Consider the following 17,496-nt stretch of genomic DNA (forward strand, 5'->3'; position numbering starts at 1 on the left):
GGCGGTCGCTCGCCGCCCTCTCCTTCACAGGTCGCCGAGGCGTTCTCCCAGGTCGAGTTCGAGTGGGCCGCGGGTCTGCAGTCCCTGCGCGAACAGGGCCCTCACCCGGGCCTGGGTGGCGTCCGCGGCGACCAGATCGCGGAACCGGATCGCATCCGCCCGGACGGCGTCGGCGGCGGGCAGGGTCAGCCCGTTGAGCACTCGCTTCGCCGTACGAACCCCTTCGACCGGGAACGAGGCGATACGCCGGGCGAGCCTGGAGACGAAGGCGTCGAGCTCGGCATCGGGCAACGCCCGGTTGATCCAGCCATACCGCTCCGCCGTGTCGGCGTCGAAGTCATCGGCGCCGAGGATCGCCTCCATCGCCCGCCCCCGGCCCAGCAGCCGGGCGAGATGCTGCATGCCTCCGGCTCCGGGAGGCGCGCCGGTGCCGACCTCGATCTGCCCGAGGACGGCGTTCTCGCGGGCGGCGAAGCGCATGTCGCACGCCAGTGCCAGTTCGCTGCCCGCCCCACGCGCCCGGCCGCGGATCTTCGCGATCGTCACGATCGGCAGCTCGCTGAGCCGGTGCCAGAGCATGCCGAGCGAGGCGTCGCCCGGACCGCCTGCCTTGGCGGCCTCGGCGGTGTAGTCGGCGACCTTGGTCAGGTCGACGTGCGGGACGAAGTAGTCGGGGTCGGCGCTTTCCAGGACCACGACCCGGATGGCTTGACCTGCTTCCAGCTCGCCGACCAGGTTCGCCAGATCGCGGACGAGCTCGGGGCCGATCAGGTTCATCGGGGGCGCGTCCATCACCACGCCCAGCACGCCGTCGCCGGTGTGTGTGAGGCGCAGAGTCCGATACGTCATGGCCAGGCATCCTTTCAGTGATCCGCGACCGGCAGGTACTCAGGAGGGGGTCAGCCGTTGGCCTGTCGCCAGGCCGCGTCGAGGGCGATCTGCCGGAGTTGTTCCAGCGTGAGGGCCGGGGCGCGGCGGCCGGCGGGCAGCCGGTAGGCGGCCGCGTTGACCGCTGAGATCACCACGCGCAGGCCGTCCGCGCGCAGGGTGTCGACGGTCCATTCGACCGCGCCCGCTCCGCCGCGCTGTGCGGGGCCCTGCCGGGTGCCGACGCGGGTGCCGTCGGGCAGGGTGGCGGCCTGGCCGAACAGCTGCGTCATGGCCGGGTCGCCGGGCTTCCACTGCTGGACGTTGACCGCTACCAGGCTCTTGCCGTGGCCGTCGTCGACGGTGAGGTGGCCGAAGCCGTCCGCGCCGCCGGGTTGCCCGGCGCGCAGCCCCTTCGGCAGCAGCCGCTCGATGATGCGGCTGATCTGCGGTGCGCTCAGCCGGGCGATCGAGCCCTTGCGGGCAGCGGCGGCCGGAGCGGGCATCGCCGCCAGGACCGGGTGCCATCGGGGCGAGGATGCCACCGCGGCGAGCTGTTCAGGCGTCAGAGGAAGGGCCGAGCTGCCGGCTTGGGAGGCGAGGACCTGTCGGCCGTCGGCGTAGGTGAGCAGGGCGGTCAGGAGCTGACCCGCCGAAGGATGCTCCTCCTGACGCGGGGATCGGTCCTGGACGAGGGTGGCGCCGCCGGCCAGGCGGGTCCGGGTGCAATGGCTGTAGGGGTGGTAGGCGGTGTCGGGGCACTGCGCGTACTGCACGGGGACCGGGACCGGCCATCTGTTGAGCTTCACCGTCACGGTCGCCCTTCTCCCTCCCGCCTGGAAAAGCAACTGCGCGGAGGGGGCGGGGCCGGGCTGGGCGCTCACACCCTGCCCATGTTGGCCGGAGAACTCTCCCGGGGGGAGCTGGGTCTGGAGCAGGTGCACCATCTGCTGAGCTGACACACCCGTGGTGGTGGGTGTCGCGGGCCGTACGGAGGAGCAGCCGACGATGGTGAGGACGAACAGGGCTGTCGAGGCGAACATCCGGACTGGTGTGCGCAGCTTGGCCGCCATGGCGCACCTCCGTTCATCGTTGCGGGGGAGCTGCAGGGGCTGCGGGGGTGGAGGGGCCGTCCACCCCCGCCGGGAGGCGTCAGGCGCCGGGGTAGGAGATGGAGCTGATGGAGTTGTCGTAGGGGTAGTCCAGGGCGTTCCACACGGCGTTGGGGGCGAAGTAGCCGTAGGTGCCCTGGAAGTTGACGTTCGTCCAGGCTTCGATGGCCACCGAGTTGGTCTTGATGGAGGAGATGGCGTCGTTGTAGGCCCAGGTGCGCAGGTCGGCGACCCTGGGCGGGTTGCTGTCGGTGCCGGTCAGGCAGTCGCGGGTGATCTGCCACATGTTCCAGTCGTCGCACAGCTTCCAGGTGCCGGTGGCTGCGGCGGCCGACTGGGCCGTGACGCCGGTGATTCCGATGCCCAGGAGGAGGGCCGTGAGGGTCGCGGTCAGGGCCTTGCGGAGGTTCCACATGAGAATGTTCCCTTCTTGGTTCCTCCGTAGCTGCGACGGAGGCTGTTTGGACGTGGCGGTGGTGGGTGTACGTCGTTGTCACTACTAGTAGGAGACTGGACACTGTAAGTAACTGCGGTAGGGAGGTCTTCGGACCGGTGGGGGCAGGTGGCCGGGCCTATCGGGTTCAGCGGAACTGGACGCTGTCGGCCTTGTCGTCCATGTTGCCCAGGTTGGTGACCCATTGGCCGGCGGCGATGCGGGCGACGCCGCCGTAGTAGGAGTCGGACAGCTCCACGGTCTCGGTGCCGTACCAGCCCCAGCTCCTGACCGAGGAGATCTTCCGGGCCGCGTAGGCGGGGATCGCGTGCCGGCCGGTGTTGAGCTGCACCTCGTAGCAGTCGCCGTCGAAGTTGTAGCCGGTGAACAGCTGCACGTACCCGGCGGATCCGTAGTGGTAGCAGTTGCCCTGCGCCTGGGCGCCGGGAGAGGCGACGATGAGAGCAGCCACGGCGGCCGCGGCGGCGAACAGGACGGTGAGGCTTCTGCGGGTGGACGGGGAAGCGGCGGTGAGGGACATCTCTTCTCCCTGGCGGAGATAGGGCCCCGCTCATCGGGGCGCCCTAGGGGGTGATGTGTTCACGATCGCGCGCGCTTGCCGCCTCTCGCGCCCGTGACACCCCCTGGCCCTGCCCTTGTGACCCCTGGCCCGTCCACTGGCCGTCTACCGGGGGGATGGATTCGGTGCAGGTCAGGCCGTCAGTGACCGCGGGCGGCGGGTTCGTCCATCACGTGCTCATCGTTCGTAGTGCTTGCGCCAGGTCCTTGCGTGAGGTGACGCCGAGCTTGGTGAACACCTTGCGCAGGTGCCATTCGACGGTGCGGTGGCTCACGAACAGGCGGGCGGCGATCTCCGGGTTGGTGTGCCCGTCACCGGCCAGCCGCGCGATCTGCGCCTCCTGCGGAGTCAGCTGAACGCTCGGGCCCTGGCTGCGCTTGTGAACGGTCTCCCCGGTCGCCACCAGCTCCCGTTCCGCACGCCGGGCGAACGCTCGCGCACCCATGGCGTCGAAGGCGGCCAAAGCGGCCTTGAGCTGGGCACGTGCGTCGATCCTGCGGTTCTGCCTGCGCAGCCACTCGCCGTAGATCAGCTGAGCCCTGGCGTGGTGGACGGTGACGCGGGAGCGGGCCAGGTGCTCGATCGACTCCCGGTACAGCTCCTCGGCCGTGCCGTCCTGGCTCAGCAACGCCCGGGAACGGGTCTCGATGCCGCGTGCCCATGGCGTTTCGCTGGTCGACGAGCGTTCCTCCAGCCGCTCGAACGCCTGGTGCGCGGTGTCCCCGTCACCGGAGCGGACGGCTGCCTCGATCAGCTCGGGAAGCACCCACACGGTGAACCCGATCCCGTCTGGCTCGGCGGCGCGCTGGGCGGCCTCGGCGGCAGGGCCGTACTCGCCGTAGCCGAGGTGCAGGGTCGCGGCGGCCCACTCGGCCGCCTCCACGGCGAAGCCCTCGCCACGGGCCGTGGCTGCGGCGAGGATGCGCTCACGCAGGTCGAGCGTGCGCTCCCGCTCGCCTTGCCAGGCGGCGAGCAGGATGGAGAAGTCAGCGACAGCGACGTTGCGCGTCGCTTGGGTGATCGCGTCGGCTTCCTGGACGAGCTGCTGGGCGAGGTCGAAGCGGCCCGCGAACAACTGGTGGGCGGCGGAGTAGTTCAGCGCGAACGGCAGGACGGTGAGCATGCCGCGCTCGCGGGCCGTCTCGGCCAGGCCGCCGGCCATGGCCGCGCAGGCGTCGTCGTCCCAGACGTCCATGGCCAGCTGGCAGGCCAGCCAGCACCAGGCGATGTTGTCACGGCGGAAACCCTCACGCTGGAAGGTCGCGATCGCCCGCGCCACCGAGGGCAGCACCTGCACGTACTGGTGGGTGGCCCGGGTGACGAGCACGTCGAGGAACTGGTCGACGGCCCGCACCGGATGATCACTGACCGGTGCCAGCGCGGCCTCGGCGGCGGTCAGAACGCCGTCGGGACGACCGAACCGGCCGCTGCGCATCAGCGCCCACATCGCCTCAAGATGCGTCTCGCGCGCCAGCTCGGGATCGACGACTTCGAGCTGCCTGGCCGCCATGCTGAGCAGGATGGGCGTGTCGCTGCCCCGGGTGCGCGCGAACGCGATGTGGGCGCGCACCCGCTCCAGCCGCGCCCGGTCGGCCTCACCCAGCGGGGCGATCGCCGCCAGCGCGAGCAGGGCCTCGGCCGCGCCGAGAGCGCCCGCGTCGAGCTTGGCCTGGGCGGCGGCCAGGGCCCGTACTCCGCGCGTCCGCTGATCGGGCGTCAGCTCGGCCGCCCGCTCCAGAAAGGCCGCCGCCGCCTCGGCGCCGGCGCGGGCCTGCGCGCGGACTGCACGACGCTCCAGCTCAGCCGCGACCTCCTCATCAGGCGCCGCCGTCGCGTGCGCGCGATGCCAAGCGCGCCGATCCGGGTCGGCTTCCGGGTCGGTGGCCATGGTCAGCGCCGCGTGCCCGCGACGACGCACCTCAGGTGGCGCCGCCCGGTAGGCGGCGGTCCTGACCAGGGGGTGGCGGAAGACGACCCGCGGGCCGAGATCGATCAGGCCCGCCGACTCGGCGGGCTCGGCGGCACCGATGGCGATGCCCAGGTGCTCCAGCGCGCGCATCAGCACCAGCATGTCGCCGACCGGTTCGGCGGCCGCGGTGAACAGCAGCAGGCGGGTGTCGCCGGGCAGCGCCTCGACGCGCCGCACGAAGCTGTGCTCGATGCGGCCGGACAACATGCGGGCGTCGGGCAGCCCGAACCCGCCCGCCAGCTCCGCCGGTGTCATCGTGCGAGGTAGTTCGAGCAGGGCCAGGGGGTTGCCGCGCGTCTCGGCGACGATCCGGTCGCGCACCTGCCCGTCCAGACCGCCCGGGATCACCGAGCCCAGCAACCGGCGGGCGTCGTGGTCGCCGAGTCCTTCCACGGGCAGGGCGGGCAGCCCGTCGAGTTCGGTGTCCTGGCCCGGCTCGCGCACCGAGAACAGCATCGCCACCGGCTCGGCGGCCAGCCGCCGGGCGACGAAGGCGAGGACCTGCGCCGAGACCGCGTCCAGCCACTGCGCGTCATCGACCACGACCAACAGCGGACGCTCATCGGCCAGCTCGCTCAGCACGCCGAGAACGGCGAGCCCGACCAGGAACCGGTCGGCCGCCGGACCGTCCTGCAGCCCCAACGTGACGCGGAGGGCATCGCGCTGCGAGCTGGGCAGGCGCTGAGCCCCCTCGATCAGCGACGCCCCGAGCAGTTGCTGCAGGCCGGCGCCCATCAGCTCCGACTCCGACTCCACGCCCGCCACCCGGGCGAGCCGGAAGGCGGCAGCGCGGCCGGCGCCGTACTCCAGCAACGCCGTCTTCCCCACACCCATCTCGCCCCGCAGGACCAGAACCGATCCATGCCCGTCGCGAGCGCGCTCCAACAGAGCGTTGATGGCGGCGCACTCGGCCTGACGGCCCAGGAGAAGCGAGTTGGTCCCAGAGCTGCCCGTCATCCATGAAGTATGCGGTCAACTCACGACACCAGATATGTCTCCAAGGTCATACCGTCGCCCCGGTAGAGACTGACGCTGATGAACACGCCCTGATTGACCCAGTCGAGATGCGGCGTGCCGGCCTGCAGCCGGGTGGTGGCGCGGATCAGCGGGCCGTCAGCCGGGCCGACCTGGGCGATCCCATGCGAGTGGACGTCGAGCAGATCGCCTCCGTCGGTACGCAGCGTGCAGCGCAGGTGGCCCCGAATGGTTCCGTCCGGGAGCGTCTCCCGCCGGTCGGTGCTGCCCTCGACGACCAGATTGCCGTGGAGTTCCGGGCCGGTGAACCGGCCGCCGATCAGCGGCACGATCAGGCGCCCGCTGTATCCGAGATCGACAGGAGCGCCCAGCACTGCGTGCAGGCGGAACACCTGCGTGAGCGTGGGACCAGGCAGTTCGTTGATCATGCCTCCAGCCTGACCCGGAAAGGCGTTCGTTCGCGCCCGGGTAACCCACGGGTGTTGCCGAGCCGCCTCGTCGGGGACAGCCGGAGTCGTGATGAACGATCACGGTCGTGCGCTCTCCGCAGTTCCTCGCGTTCGGCGTTCCTGCCGGACTGTTCGTCGGCGAAGATGCGCAGACAGCCTGCCATGGCGAGCGCGGTGAGCTGGCGGTCCAGGAGCTGGCCTCGGATAGAGACGCGGGCGTAGCCGATCAGGGCCCCGACGGGGCCGAGGGGGCTCGGCCGCCAGCCGGTCTTCCGCTGAGGGACCCCTCGAGTAGCGGGCCTTCGGGGAGCGCGAGGTGCTTGCCCGTGGCGTTCACCACGACCCGCCGGTGTTCAGGAAGCTCGACATAACCTCGCGCAGGCAGTTGAAGGATGCCCTGGGAGCGTGAGCCCGTTCCCCGCATGCCGTGCATCGAGCGTGCCGTCAGAAGTTCTCGACGACCCGGAACAGCGTCGGAGGCCGATACGGGGGGCGGATTCCCCTCGGAACTGGGCGTCAGCTGTGAAGGCAGAGGACAGTCAGGGGGAACTCCGCGACCACTCTGCCGAGATCGCATTTGGTCTCGCAAGGTGTTTGCAGACCCCGGTCGGTCAGATGGTCGAGGCGTTTACGGGTGTCCGGGAGTGCGATGAGCCTCTGGAACGTGGCGGCGTCGGAGCGCACTTGGGCGGGGTCGGGCAGCGTGAGATCGTTGACGGCGCCCTTGGCGGCCCTGACCCCTTCAGGGGGGAAGCCGGCGTCGGGATGTTGCCCTGTATCAGGCGAGGTCGAATTCCAGGCCCGGGGTTGCAAGGTGGACCGGTCCGTCGAAGTGCAGTTCGGCCTCGGCCTTGAGAGTCTCGTACCAGGTTGCGTCGCGATGGGGCAGGTGGGTGAGCATGAGCTGGGCGGCCCCTGCCGCCTGTGCGGCGCGCGCGGCGTCGGCGGGAGTGAGATGACCGCTGCCGGACGGGTCGGCACGGTCCAGGGTGGCCTCGGCGAGCAGCAGGTCGGCGTCGGCGAGGGTGTGCAGAGCGTCGGTCACACCAGTGTCGCCCGTGTATGCCAGGGTGGCGGCGGGTCCTCGGATGCGGCTGCCGCAGTTGGGCGGCGCGTGGCGGAGGGCGTGCAGGCTGATGTGGCAGTCACCGATCTGGAATTCCTCGCCTGGCTGGTATTCGCGCACGTCGAGGGCGAGGTCGAAGACCCGGTCCAGGATCGGGGCAGTCGACGGCGAGAACAGCCCGGCCAGGCTGTGCAGCAGGTCCCGGCCGCCGTTGGGCACGTGGAGCGGGATGGCCGGCGGCCGCAGGTGGGTGTTGTGGGCGGTCAGCTGACCGGACAGGATCCTGCGGCCCAGCGGCAGCAGGTCGTAGCAGTGGTCGATGTGCAGATGGCTGATCAAGATACCGCTCAGGTCGTCCGGGCGGGTGACGCCGCTGAGGGCGGTGGCTGTTCCGGGCCCGCAGTCGAGCAGCAGCCTGGTTCCGGCAGTGGTGACCAGATAGCCGGAACTGGCCACCCCGTGCGAAGGCATGCCCGCCCGGCAGCCGAGCACGGTCAGGCGCATCGCTTCGCCCTCGTGGTCGAGCATCCCTTGAGCGTGACGCGTACGTGGATCGGGGGAGCCAACCGCGCCTGACGAACTTGCGAACCTTCGCCGACAGGAGAGTGGCCTCATCGCACGGCGTGCCGCCACCTGGTGCCGAGGACGATCTGTCGCAGTCGCCCGAGGGTGAGGGCGGAGGCCTTGCGGGCAGGTATTCGGCCACAGCAGACCAGAAGCGGCCGGAGCGGTTCAACCCAGGTAGAAGTCCCGGCGAGCGGCCACGAACGCCTCGATCGTCCCGGCCGGCATGCCGGTCACCCGTTCGACGTCGTCGGAGGCGCGGTCGTAGCGGTTCTCGCGGTGCAGCCGGGCCATGGTGGCGATGTGCTCCTCGGTGTGCGGCGGCAGGCCTGCCTTGGCCAGCACTTCGGCCTGCCACCGGTCCAGGGGTACGTCCAGGTAGGACACCGAACATCCCAAGGCTCGCGAGAACTCCTCGGCCATCTCCGTCATGTCCACCGTGCGCGGCCCGGTCAGCTCGTAGACCTGCCCCACGTGCGGAACCGGATCGCGCAGCACGGTGGCGACCACCCGGGCGACGTCGTCCGTGGCGATCGGTGAGGTGCGCCCGGTGCCGAACGGCAGCGCGATCGTGCCGTTCTCCCGGATCGATCGGGCCGCCAGGGTGGTGAACAGCGGATTGTCGAGAAACGACGTCGGCCGGATGTGCACCACCGGCAGGCCGGACCAGTCGAACACCTGCTCCGCCAGCCAGTGCAGCCGCTGTTGGTGCGACTCGGCGGTGCTGGTGGCGGTCATCTGCGACACCGTCATCTGGGACATGTCGACCAGGCCCGCCAGCTCGCCGTGCTCCTTCGCCACGGTGGCCACCACGGTCGCCGCCAGCAGGTGGTCCGGCGACACGGGCATCGCGAAATACATGCGCCCGGCTCCTTCCAGCGCGGCGGCGACGCTCTCCGGTCGGGTCAGATCCCCGACGACCACCTCCGCGCCTCGCGCACGCAGCTCCGCGGCACGATCATCGTCGCGGTGAACCATGGCGCGCACCGGCACGTCCTGCGCTCGCAGCTGCTTCAGGACTGTGCGGCCCACGTCGCCGACCCCGGCGATGAGAACTAGGTTGCTGCCGACCATCGGCCGATCTCTTTCTGGTGGTTGATCCTCTGAGCGCAGGGTGCGATCGCGCGGGCACATGAGGGTTACCGAAGCGCGTGAACGTGATCCCCCGGCAGGTGTACCCACATCCGAGTCGGATGAGCCAGGGGCAGAGTGAGACGGCGCGAGTCGCAACGGCTGACATCCGCCCCGCCGCGGTCGCCTGTCGTGACCCTGCGCCGAATCCTGTTCAAGGCAGTGTCCGTCGACCTCGCCCCACACGGCGACGCATAGATCCATACCGGCTGAGCAGACGACCGGATGGCCACTTCAACTTTTCGCAGCCGGGGTCGTCCGTCGGCGCCGGGCGGGTCAGCTCGTGGCTCCCGGGCGCAGGCGGGCCCGGGCGGGCAGATCGTAGGGGAAGGGGCGTAGCCGTACATGACCAGGTAAGACTGGCCGGCGTCGCTCGCGGTGTAGTCGAGGAAGGTGCGTACCAGAAGGTCCGGAACCGGTCGTAGATGGTCGAATGTCAGCACCAGGTCGCCTTCGCGGCCCGGAACCGTGGCGCCCTGGAGGCCTTGCCTGCGTTGTCCGGGGACAGCGGGACGTACTGGCCGGCGGCGTTGCGGACGAGTGCGGTGTTGAGGCGGACGTCGCCGGCGAAGCCGTACCCGACGTACCTGATGGAGTCCTTGGCATGGAGGAGGACGTCGGCGATTCCCCTGGAGCTCGCCACGCCCTGGCCCGCGCCGGTCCACGTCCTGGACGGCGGGTGCGGCCAGCCTCCGGTCGCGCGCAGGAAGTCGGTGAAGTCGTGTGTGGTGCCGGGCTGGTCGGAGCGGTGGTAGACGTGGATGCGTGTGCTGGGCAGGCCGTGTGCAGGACACTGGCGCCGATGCCGCCGTGCCGTCGCCGATCCTCGTTCCGGCGCGGACCGCTGGTGCCCCGGCTGTGTCGTTCGATCTCCCTGTTGTGCAGGCGACTTCGGCGGTATTTTTCCGGAATTTTCATCCCGTCCGATATGTAACGAATCGTGGACGTATGTCGTTTTCCGTGATCTCTTGACAGAGTGTCGCGGCGCGACCGGCGCCCGTTCGGAAACGGAGGCAGCATGGATCTGCACGAAGAAGCCCTTGACCTGGACGCGCTGGACGTCGCCACCGTGGAACTCCCCGGCTCCGAGGTGCTCGTCGAAGCCGTGGCCATGGGACTGGGCAACACCGAGATCGGCGCTTCGGGATGCACCTCGGGTAAGAGCTGGCTCATCTAAAGAGCGGCGCGATCCGCATGGCGCTCCGGCGTCGGCGTTCGGACATCGTGGTAGTCAGGGTCGCCGCCCTGCCAGGCGCCACCCTGGACGATCTGCGGTGCGGCCGTACCTGGCAGGCCGTCCAGGAGATCCTCAAGGGGCAGGACGGGCTGGCCGCGGAGGGTCGCGAGCTGGCGCTCGCCTTGGAGCCGTGCATCGCGGACGTCCCCTCCGGGCAGGCCAGGTCCCGCCTGGTCGCACTCCGCCGGGCGCTGTACAACGGACGCCGTCCTGCGGCGTTCTCCAGCTCGGTCGAGCTTCCGGCCGGGCTGGATCGGCGGGTGCGGCGGTGGCTGGAGACGGCGCGGGAGAACGAGCGGCTGCGCGCCGCGCTGCCCGCCGTCCTGGAGGAGGACCGCCGGGACAGACATCGCAACCTTCGCAAGTGGGCCTCGGCCGGCCTCTTCACCCATGGCCTGGTCCAGGCGAGCCCGTCGCTGGCCGAGGCGTTGCGACGCTGGCTCGACTCGCCCGACGCCGCGCCTCCCCGGCGGCTGGACCTGCGGCTGAGCCGGTATCTCGCGCGGGTGGCGGCCAAGACGAGCCCGCACTCGACGTTCACCATGATGGGGCTCGGGTGCTGGGACGTGGGGCCGGAACCGGTCACCGTGGCGGGCGAAGGGAACTGGCGCAGCGCGGCCGAGCCCGACCTGTGGCTGCTGCGCAGGCTGCTCGGCGACCTGGCCGCGACCGACGACGACCTCGCGGCCCGCTTCCTGGTCAGGCCCAACGCCAGCCTGACCGGTGAAGGCGACCGCCTGTGGTACCTCAGCCGTACCGAGGACGCCTACCGGAGCGTCCGCGCCGCGCCGCCGCTGCGCGCGCTCCTGAACTCCCTGACCGACGGGACCACGCTCGGTGAGGCACGGCGACTCGTCCCGCCGGACGCGCTCGCCCGTCTGATCGAGCTGGAGGTGCTGGAGACGTTCGCGCCGGTCGCCGACCAGTCCGACGCCCACCTCGCCGACCTGGCCCGGCGGCTGGCGCCGCATCCTGCCGCCGACGCGCTCACCACGTTCGCCCGGGTGCTGGACCGCGCCCCAGACATGGCGGGACTGTCCGAGCAACTGGCCCTCCAGGACGAGGCCCGCACCGCGCTGCGCCGCCTGGCACCGCCCGGCACGCGACTCCCGGACAAGAACCTCTTCCGCGACAACGCCGTCTTCGCCTCGCCCGCCGTGCTCCTCGGGGAACGGGCCTGGCGGGCCGCTCTGGACGACCTCCACCTGCTCCGTGAGCTGCTGGGGGTCTTCCAGCGTGACAACGAGATCCGGCTGCTGGCCGCCGACCTCTTCGTGCGGGCGTCCGGCGCCGGGGCGCAGGTCCCGTTCGTCCGGTTCCACCGTACGCTGGCCGAGCAACTCGCCACCCCCGCCGGGCAGGCGCTGCACGCCCTGCTCTATCGCGGCGGCGGCGCGACGGCGGAGAGCCCCGGCACGGTACCGGCGGCGGCCGAGCTGCGGCGTCACCGTGACCGCGTCCTGACCGTGCTGCGCGAGGAGCCGGAGGCGCTGGCCCGCTGCCTGTCCGCCCGGCCGGGCAGCGCCCGGCCGGTGCGGTCGCTGGCGTGCTACGTGCAGGTGCTGCCCGGGGACGGCCCCGTGCGGCTGGTGATCAACAGCGTGGCCGCCGGTCACGGCGCCGCGCGCAGCCGGGTTCACCGGCTCCTGGCGGTCGCGGGGCTGTCGCACGAGCCGAATCCCGCCGAACCCGAAGCTGACGGGCTCCCGGTCGAGCTGACGGGACTGTTCGGGCACAACGTCAACCTGCGCTCGGCCACGACCGCCCACGACCTGAGCTACCCGGGCGCGGTCTCCGACCGGCCGCCCGGCGCGCGCCTCACGCTGGGCGAGCTGACCGTCCGCCACGATCCCGCCACCGGAGAGCTGGAGCTGGCACGCGCCGCCGACGGCCGCCGCGTCCTGCCACGCCACACCGGCCTGATCGCCACGCCGTTCCTGCCGCGTACGGCCCGGCTGCTGCTGCACCTGTTCGGCGACCAGCCCAGCGTCGCGGTGCCGACCTGGGCGCTGTTCGCCGAGCCGCCGCCGCTCACGCCCGAACAGGTCGTCAGCAGGCCCAGGACGTGGCTGGGCCAGGTCGTCGTGGCCCGGGCCACCTGGTACGCGGCCACGGCCGGCATCCCGCGACGGCGTCCGGGCGATCCCGAGGCCGAGCACCTGCTGAGGCTGGCCCGCTGGTTCGCCGCGTCCGGCATCCCGTCCCGCTGCTTCGTCTTCTCCCTGGACCCGGGCACGTGGGGTCAGAACCCCATGCGTACGGCGCGGCTGGCCAAGCCGACCTTCCTGGACCTGGCCGACCCCTCCCTGGTCGCCGCCTTCGACCGGCAGCTCGGCGACAGCGGCGCGTGCACGGCGTTCCAGGAGGTGCTGCCCGAGCCGGGCGGCGGCCACGTCACGGAGTACGTGGTGGAGGTGGGCGATGGCTGAGCAGTGGATCTCGCTGCACGTCTTCCACCGGGGCGGCACCGACCGGCTGATCACGCAGGCGGTCGGCGGGCTGGTGCGCTCGCTCGCCGCCGACGGCCCGCCGACGGGCTACTTCTTCCTGCGCTACTGGGAGGGCGGGCCGCACCTGCGGCTGCGGCTCCTGCCGTCCGCCCGCCCGTCGGAGGTGGCCGAGCGCGCCACGGCGGCGCTGGAACGGCATCTCGCCGCCCATCCCTCGCCGGCCTCCTGGGACCCCGGCCGGTACGCCGCCCTGGCCGAGCGGTACGCCGGAGCCGAGCACCTCCTCCACTACGACCGGCGGGTACGCGCCCGCGACGGCGTGGAGGCCATCGCCTACCGCCCCGAGTACGGGACGTACGGCGGGCCGGAAGCGGTCGAGGCCGCCGAGCGGCACTTCCACGACTCCAGCCGCATCGCGCTCGCGCTCCTGGAGGGCGAGCTCGGGCCCGGACGCCGGGCGGGGTTCGCCGCCGCCGCCCTGATGCTGGCCCTGGCCGCCTGGGAACCGGATTCCGCCCGTCTGGCCCGCACGCTCCCCGCCGACCGCGACCACCGCTTCGCCCCGACGGAAGCGTCCGACCGGGCCGGGACCTCGGAGGGGCAGCGGGCCGCGCTCGCCGCACAGCTCCTGCGCAGCCACCGCATCGCCACCGGCGAGGAACGCCCACGCGCCGGCGATCCGCTCGGCGCGTGGTGGCGCTCGATCGACACCCTCCGCCACCGCGTCCTGGACCTCCAGGCCACCGGCCGATTCAATCCCGAACCAGCACGATCCGCTCTCGTACCCCCCGGCGTCACCCGGCCGCGCGGCGACCTGCTGATCCTCCTCCTGCGCTGCGTCCACCTGCTGTGCAACCGGCTCGGCCTGCCGGCCGGGCACGAGTCGCACCTGCGTCACCTCGTCTGCACCACCTACCGCGAACTGGAGCACCGGTGAACGACCTCACGACCCCCTGGCACAGCATCCAGGTCCGCTACTACCAGACCGATCAGGACGGCCTGATCCTCGACGCCGTGCGACCGCTGCTGGAGGAACTGGGGGAGCGGGTGCGGCAACCGTACTTCGTACGCCACTGGCGGCGCGGGCCGCACCTGCGACTCAACCTCCGCGCCCCCGACGACGCCTGGCACGCGGACATCCTGCCGCTGGCCACCGACCGGCTCGGCCGCTACCTGCGCGATCACCCCTCCCGGGGGGTCCTGGACGAGGCCGCGCTGGAGCAGGCCCACCATGCGCTCGCCGTCCGGGAGAGCGATCACGGCCCGCTGAGGCCGTGGTATCCGGACAACACGCTTCAGACCGAACCGTACGAGGACCGCCTGCACGTACTCGGCAGCCACATCCTGCGGGATCTGCTCGACTCCTACCACGCGGAGAGCACCCGGATGGCGTTCGGGACCTTGGCCGCCATCCGCCGGGGCGAGCTGACGCTCTTCCAGCTCAGCCTCGACCTGATGATCGCCTTCGCGCACACCAGCGTGCCGCCGATCTCGCGGGGGTACATGTCCTTCCGCTCCCACGCCGACGCCTTCGCCTCCTACTGCGTGGACCGCGACGGCGTGCGCGCCGGCTTCGAGGCCAAGTACCGCGAGCACGAGCGGCAGCTCCGAGCCCTGGTCCGCCGCCGGGTGGCCGAGGTGGACGAGGGCCGCACCCCGCCGCACGTCCGCGAATGGCTCGACTACGTCCAGCACAGGAAGGCGATCGCCGCGCCCCTCATCCGCGACAAGAAGATCGACCTTGACGCCGCCGCGCCCGAACCCGAGATGCGCCAGCTCCACACCATCGACTTCCACGAAATCCTGCTGGCCACCGGACGGTACAAGGACGAGGTACTCGGCTCCGACTGGTTCCTCGGACACCGGCTGGCCATCAACATGCTCTACGGCCACCTGGCCAGACTCGGGCTCGCGCCGCTCCAGCGCTACCTGTTCTGCCACCTGATCGCGGCGGCGGTCGAGGCAGAGTACGACGTGTCACCCGTCGAGAAGGCCACGGCGTGGGCACGAGCCTGACATCGCCGGCAGCCCAGTACGCCTGACGCGGCTCGGGCGGTGTCGTCATGAGGGGCCGGTGTGGAGGCGGTATTCCTCGTGGAGGGTGTCGTAGGCATAGAGCTCGGCGTGGCGGCCCCAGTCGGTGGCGACGTCGAGCTGCTGGGCGACAGGTCCGATATCACCGCCACCGACATGTTCGCCGCGCTGACTGGCATCGCCCTCGCCTCGGGCACACCCGAGCAGCGCGAGCAGGCCGACGGTCTGCTCGACCTCACCCCGGACGGACTCAGCCGCTGAACGACCGGAAGCTGCGGCTTCATGGGCGCCGGACGATGAAGTCCGGTTGGCGATGTGTACGGGCAGTCGTCCCTCTCTCGTGGGTGGTTCATGGTTGCCGGAGAGATGCCGAACTCTTGATGCTGACGTGAGTGCTCTCATGTCTTCTGATCTTCGTTCGGGAGAACAGATCGGTATGACTACGGAACGTGAACACCCGCCGGCCCGGCCAGGACGCCTGGGCGGCGTCATGGACAGGGTCAGAAACAACGTCCCGATGGACACACCGCTCGAACGACAGGGGCTGTTCCTGGCTTTCTACCGTTTCGTGACGGGTCTGCTGTTCGCCTGTCACGGCGTGGCCACCCTCTTCGGCGTCCTGGGCGGCACCCAGGGGCCCGCCCCGAGCTTCGGGGAGTGGCCCGGGTGGTGGGCCGCGGTCATCCAACTGGTCGCCGGCAGCCTGGTCGTCCTGGGAGTGGCCACCCGCGCCGCCGCCGTCATCTGCTCGGGCACCATGGCCTACGCCTACTTCGTCGTGCACCAGCCCCAAGCGTTGTTCCCGATCGAGAACGGCGGCGAGAAGGCCGCTCTCTTCTGCTGGGGGTTCCTGCTCATCGCCGCCTTCGGTCCCGGCCGCTGGGCCTTGTCCGCACGGCCGGCATCCCCACGGGCGGTCGCGCACGAACAAGCCTGACGGTGAGTCGTCCAGTGCCGCCTGCCAGGCGATTACCGGACGCATCCCCGATTGTCCGATTCCCTTTGCCGCTGCTCTGGACAGGAACAGGGGTGAGGTGACGGAGGGAATGGTGGGATGCGGATCGTCGTGGACCTCACCCGCTGCCAGGGCTACGCGCAGTGCGTGTTTCTCGCGCCAGGGGTGTTCCGACTGCACGGGGAGGAAGCGCTGCTGTACACGCCGGCCGTCCCCGACGACCAGGTGGAGCGCGTGCGCCAGGCCGCGGTGGCGTGCCCGGTCCAGGCCATCGTCCTCGGCGAGGCGGTGAGCGTCGATGGCCGATGACCTGCGGGAGGGCAGGATCGTCATCGTCGGTGCGTCGCTGGCGGGGCTGCGGGCCGCTGAGACACTGCGCGAGGAGGGCTTCACCGGCTCTCTGACCGTGGTGGGAGACGAGCTCCGCCCGCCCTACGACAGGCCGCCGCTGTCCAAGCAGGTGCTGCTCGGCCAGGCGGCGGCGGACGCCACCGAGCTGCCGATGCGCCGCGACCCGGACGCCCACTGGCGGCTCGGAGTGCCTGCCACGGGCCTGGACCCGCTCGGAAAGCGGGTGATGCTGGCCGACGGTGATTCGCTGCCCTTCGACCGGCTGCTGATCGCCACCGGAACCCGGGCGCGGCCCTGGCCCAACGCGGAGGAGGCCGCCCTGGACGGGGTGTTCACCCTGCGCACCTGGGATGACGCCGGACGGCTGGCCGAGCGGCTGGCCGCCGGGCCGCAGCGGGTGCTGGTGATCGGCGGCGGCTTCACCGGCTCGGAGATCGCCTCGGCCTGCCGGGAACGGGGCCTGGAGGTCACGGTCACCGAACGCGGCCCCGCGCCTCTGGTGGGCGCGCTCGGCGGCACGCTGTCGAAGCTCGCCGCCGGCATGCAGCGGGCGCACGGGGTGGACCTGCGCTGCGGGGTGACGGTCACCGCCCTGCGCGGGGACGGGAACGGCCGTTTCACCGGCGCGGACCTGTCCGACGGCAGCCACGTCGCCGCGGACGTCTGCGTCGTGGCGCTGGGCGCGGTCCGCAACGTCGAATGGCTGAAGGACGCCGGGCTGGCGGCGGGCCCGCGCGGGATCGCCTGCGACGGCGGGTGCCGGGCCTTCGACATGTACGGGATCGTCACCGACGACGTCTTCGTCGCCGGCGACGTCTCCCGCTTCCCCCATCCGCTGTTCGAGTACCAGCTGCTCTCCTTGGAGCACTGGGGCAACGCGGTCGCGCAGGCCGAGGTGGCGGCGCACAACATGGTCAATCCCGGGCCGCTGCGGCGTCCGCATCTCGCGCTGCCGACGTTCTGGTCGAGCCAGTTCGGGCTCAACATCAAGTCGGTGGGCGTCCCCACCTTCTCCGACCAGATCGTCCTCGCGCAGGGCTCGCTGGAGGCGCGCCGGCTGGCGCTGGTGTACGGCTACCGGGGCCGGGTCACCGCCGCGGTCACCGTCAACATGGCCAAGTCGCTCGAGTACTACCAGCACCTGATCGAGACCGCTGCGCCGTTCCCGCCCGCGCCCGGCGCGGCGGACCGGACGCTCGCCGCCGAGCTGCCGCTTCCCTCCGACGTGCCGGACCCGAAGGGGCTCTCCCACGGTCCCCTTGTCGCGCTCACCGGTCACCTGCCGGACCGCCGGCTGACCATGGTGCGTCCTGGCTGACCCTT

At 71.3% G+C, this 17,496-nt stretch carries 18 protein-coding genes; 8 read left to right on the forward strand and 10 right to left on the reverse strand.

Annotation, left to right across the window (positions count from 1 at the left end):
- Positions 1 to 24: 24 nt before the first annotated feature.
- The 10 genes from ACIBQ6_RS19280 to ACIBQ6_RS19325 form a co-directional block, all read right to left on the reverse strand.
- A complete protein-coding gene (locus ACIBQ6_RS19280; RefSeq protein ID WP_397213295.1) occupies positions 25 to 849 on the reverse strand; it encodes an enoyl-CoA hydratase/isomerase family protein in 825 nt (274 codons plus the stop codon).
- 50 nt (positions 850 to 899) lie between these two features.
- Positions 900 to 1,940 carry a hypothetical protein gene (locus tag ACIBQ6_RS19285; RefSeq protein ID WP_397213297.1) on the reverse strand — a complete coding sequence of 347 codons (1,041 nt, stop codon included), beginning with the start codon at positions 1,938 to 1,940 and terminating at the stop codon, positions 900 to 902.
- Between the two features lie 79 nt (positions 1,941 to 2,019).
- Complete coding sequence (locus ACIBQ6_RS19290) at positions 2,020 to 2,394, reverse strand: hypothetical protein (protein WP_397213299.1); 375 nt, start codon at positions 2,392 to 2,394, stop codon at positions 2,020 to 2,022.
- 166 nt (positions 2,395 to 2,560) lie between these two features.
- Positions 2,561 to 2,953, reverse strand: coding sequence for a hypothetical protein (locus ACIBQ6_RS19295; RefSeq protein ID WP_397213301.1), 393 nt, complete (start codon positions 2,951 to 2,953; stop codon positions 2,561 to 2,563).
- A 208-nt stretch (positions 2,954 to 3,161) separates the two neighbouring features.
- The gene (locus ACIBQ6_RS19300; protein WP_397213303.1) at positions 3,162 to 5,918 is read right to left on the reverse strand and encodes an AAA family ATPase; all 2,757 of its coding nucleotides are present in this window, start codon (positions 5,916 to 5,918) and stop codon (positions 3,162 to 3,164) included.
- 20 nt (positions 5,919 to 5,938) lie between these two features.
- Positions 5,939 to 6,364, reverse strand: a complete 426-nt coding sequence (locus ACIBQ6_RS19305; protein ID WP_397213305.1) for a DUF3237 domain-containing protein — start codon at positions 6,362 to 6,364, stop codon at positions 5,939 to 5,941.
- Entirely contained in the window at positions 6,361 to 6,615 is a 255-nt protein-coding gene (locus ACIBQ6_RS19310) for a recombinase family protein (RefSeq protein WP_397213462.1), read from the reverse strand. The genes ACIBQ6_RS19305 and ACIBQ6_RS19310 overlap by 4 nt, the downstream gene beginning before the upstream one ends.
- 548 nt (positions 6,616 to 7,163) lie before the next feature.
- Positions 7,164 to 7,979 (reverse strand): MBL fold metallo-hydrolase, encoded by an 816-nt coding sequence (locus ACIBQ6_RS19315; RefSeq protein ID WP_397213307.1) that lies wholly within the window; start codon positions 7,977 to 7,979, stop codon positions 7,164 to 7,166.
- 204 nt (positions 7,980 to 8,183) lie between these two features.
- Positions 8,184 to 9,089, reverse strand: a complete 906-nt coding sequence (locus ACIBQ6_RS19320; RefSeq protein ID WP_397213309.1) for an NmrA family NAD(P)-binding protein — start codon at positions 9,087 to 9,089, stop codon at positions 8,184 to 8,186.
- A gap of 493 nt (positions 9,090 to 9,582) precedes the next feature.
- Positions 9,583 to 9,789, reverse strand: a complete 207-nt coding sequence (locus ACIBQ6_RS19325) for a hypothetical protein (protein WP_397213311.1) — start codon at positions 9,787 to 9,789, stop codon at positions 9,583 to 9,585.
- 375 nt (positions 9,790 to 10,164) lie between these two features.
- Here ACIBQ6_RS19325 and ACIBQ6_RS19330 point away from each other — a divergent pair, with 375 nt between their 5' ends.
- From ACIBQ6_RS19330 to ACIBQ6_RS19365, 8 genes are all read left to right on the forward strand, one after another.
- The gene (locus ACIBQ6_RS19330; RefSeq protein WP_185845188.1) at positions 10,165 to 10,323 is read left to right on the forward strand and encodes a hypothetical protein; all 159 of its coding nucleotides are present in this window, start codon (positions 10,165 to 10,167) and stop codon (positions 10,321 to 10,323) included.
- A 17-nt stretch (positions 10,324 to 10,340) separates the two neighbouring features.
- Complete coding sequence (locus ACIBQ6_RS19335) at positions 10,341 to 12,812, forward strand: hypothetical protein (protein ID WP_397213313.1); 2,472 nt, start codon at positions 10,341 to 10,343, stop codon at positions 12,810 to 12,812.
- A complete protein-coding gene (locus ACIBQ6_RS19340) occupies positions 12,805 to 13,770 on the forward strand; it encodes a lantibiotic dehydratase C-terminal domain-containing protein (protein ID WP_397213315.1) in 966 nt (321 codons plus the stop codon). The genes ACIBQ6_RS19335 and ACIBQ6_RS19340 overlap by 8 nt, the downstream gene beginning before the upstream one ends.
- Complete coding sequence (locus ACIBQ6_RS19345) at positions 13,767 to 14,849, forward strand: thiopeptide maturation pyridine synthase (protein ID WP_397213317.1); 1,083 nt, start codon at positions 13,767 to 13,769, stop codon at positions 14,847 to 14,849. Before ACIBQ6_RS19340 ends, ACIBQ6_RS19345 begins: the two co-directional genes overlap by 4 nt.
- A 108-nt stretch (positions 14,850 to 14,957) precedes the next feature.
- Positions 14,958 to 15,128 carry a hypothetical protein gene (locus tag ACIBQ6_RS19350; protein WP_397213319.1) on the forward strand — a complete coding sequence of 57 codons (171 nt, stop codon included), beginning with the start codon at positions 14,958 to 14,960 and terminating at the stop codon, positions 15,126 to 15,128.
- Positions 15,129 to 15,357: 229 nt separating this feature from the next.
- A complete protein-coding gene (locus tag ACIBQ6_RS19355; protein ID WP_397213321.1) occupies positions 15,358 to 15,804 on the forward strand; it encodes a DoxX family protein in 447 nt (148 codons plus the stop codon).
- 117 nt (positions 15,805 to 15,921) lie between these two features.
- Positions 15,922 to 16,131 (forward strand): ferredoxin, encoded by a 210-nt coding sequence (locus ACIBQ6_RS19360; protein WP_358010256.1) that lies wholly within the window; start codon positions 15,922 to 15,924, stop codon positions 16,129 to 16,131.
- Complete coding sequence (locus tag ACIBQ6_RS19365) at positions 16,121 to 17,491, forward strand: NAD(P)/FAD-dependent oxidoreductase (RefSeq protein ID WP_397213323.1); 1,371 nt, start codon at positions 16,121 to 16,123, stop codon at positions 17,489 to 17,491. The genes ACIBQ6_RS19360 and ACIBQ6_RS19365 overlap by 11 nt, the downstream gene beginning before the upstream one ends.
- Positions 17,492 to 17,496 lie beyond the last annotated feature (5 nt).

The sequence above is a fragment of the Nonomuraea sp. NPDC049655 genome (assembly GCF_044465465.1).
GTDB lineage: Bacteria > Actinomycetota > Actinomycetes > Streptosporangiales > Streptosporangiaceae > Nonomuraea.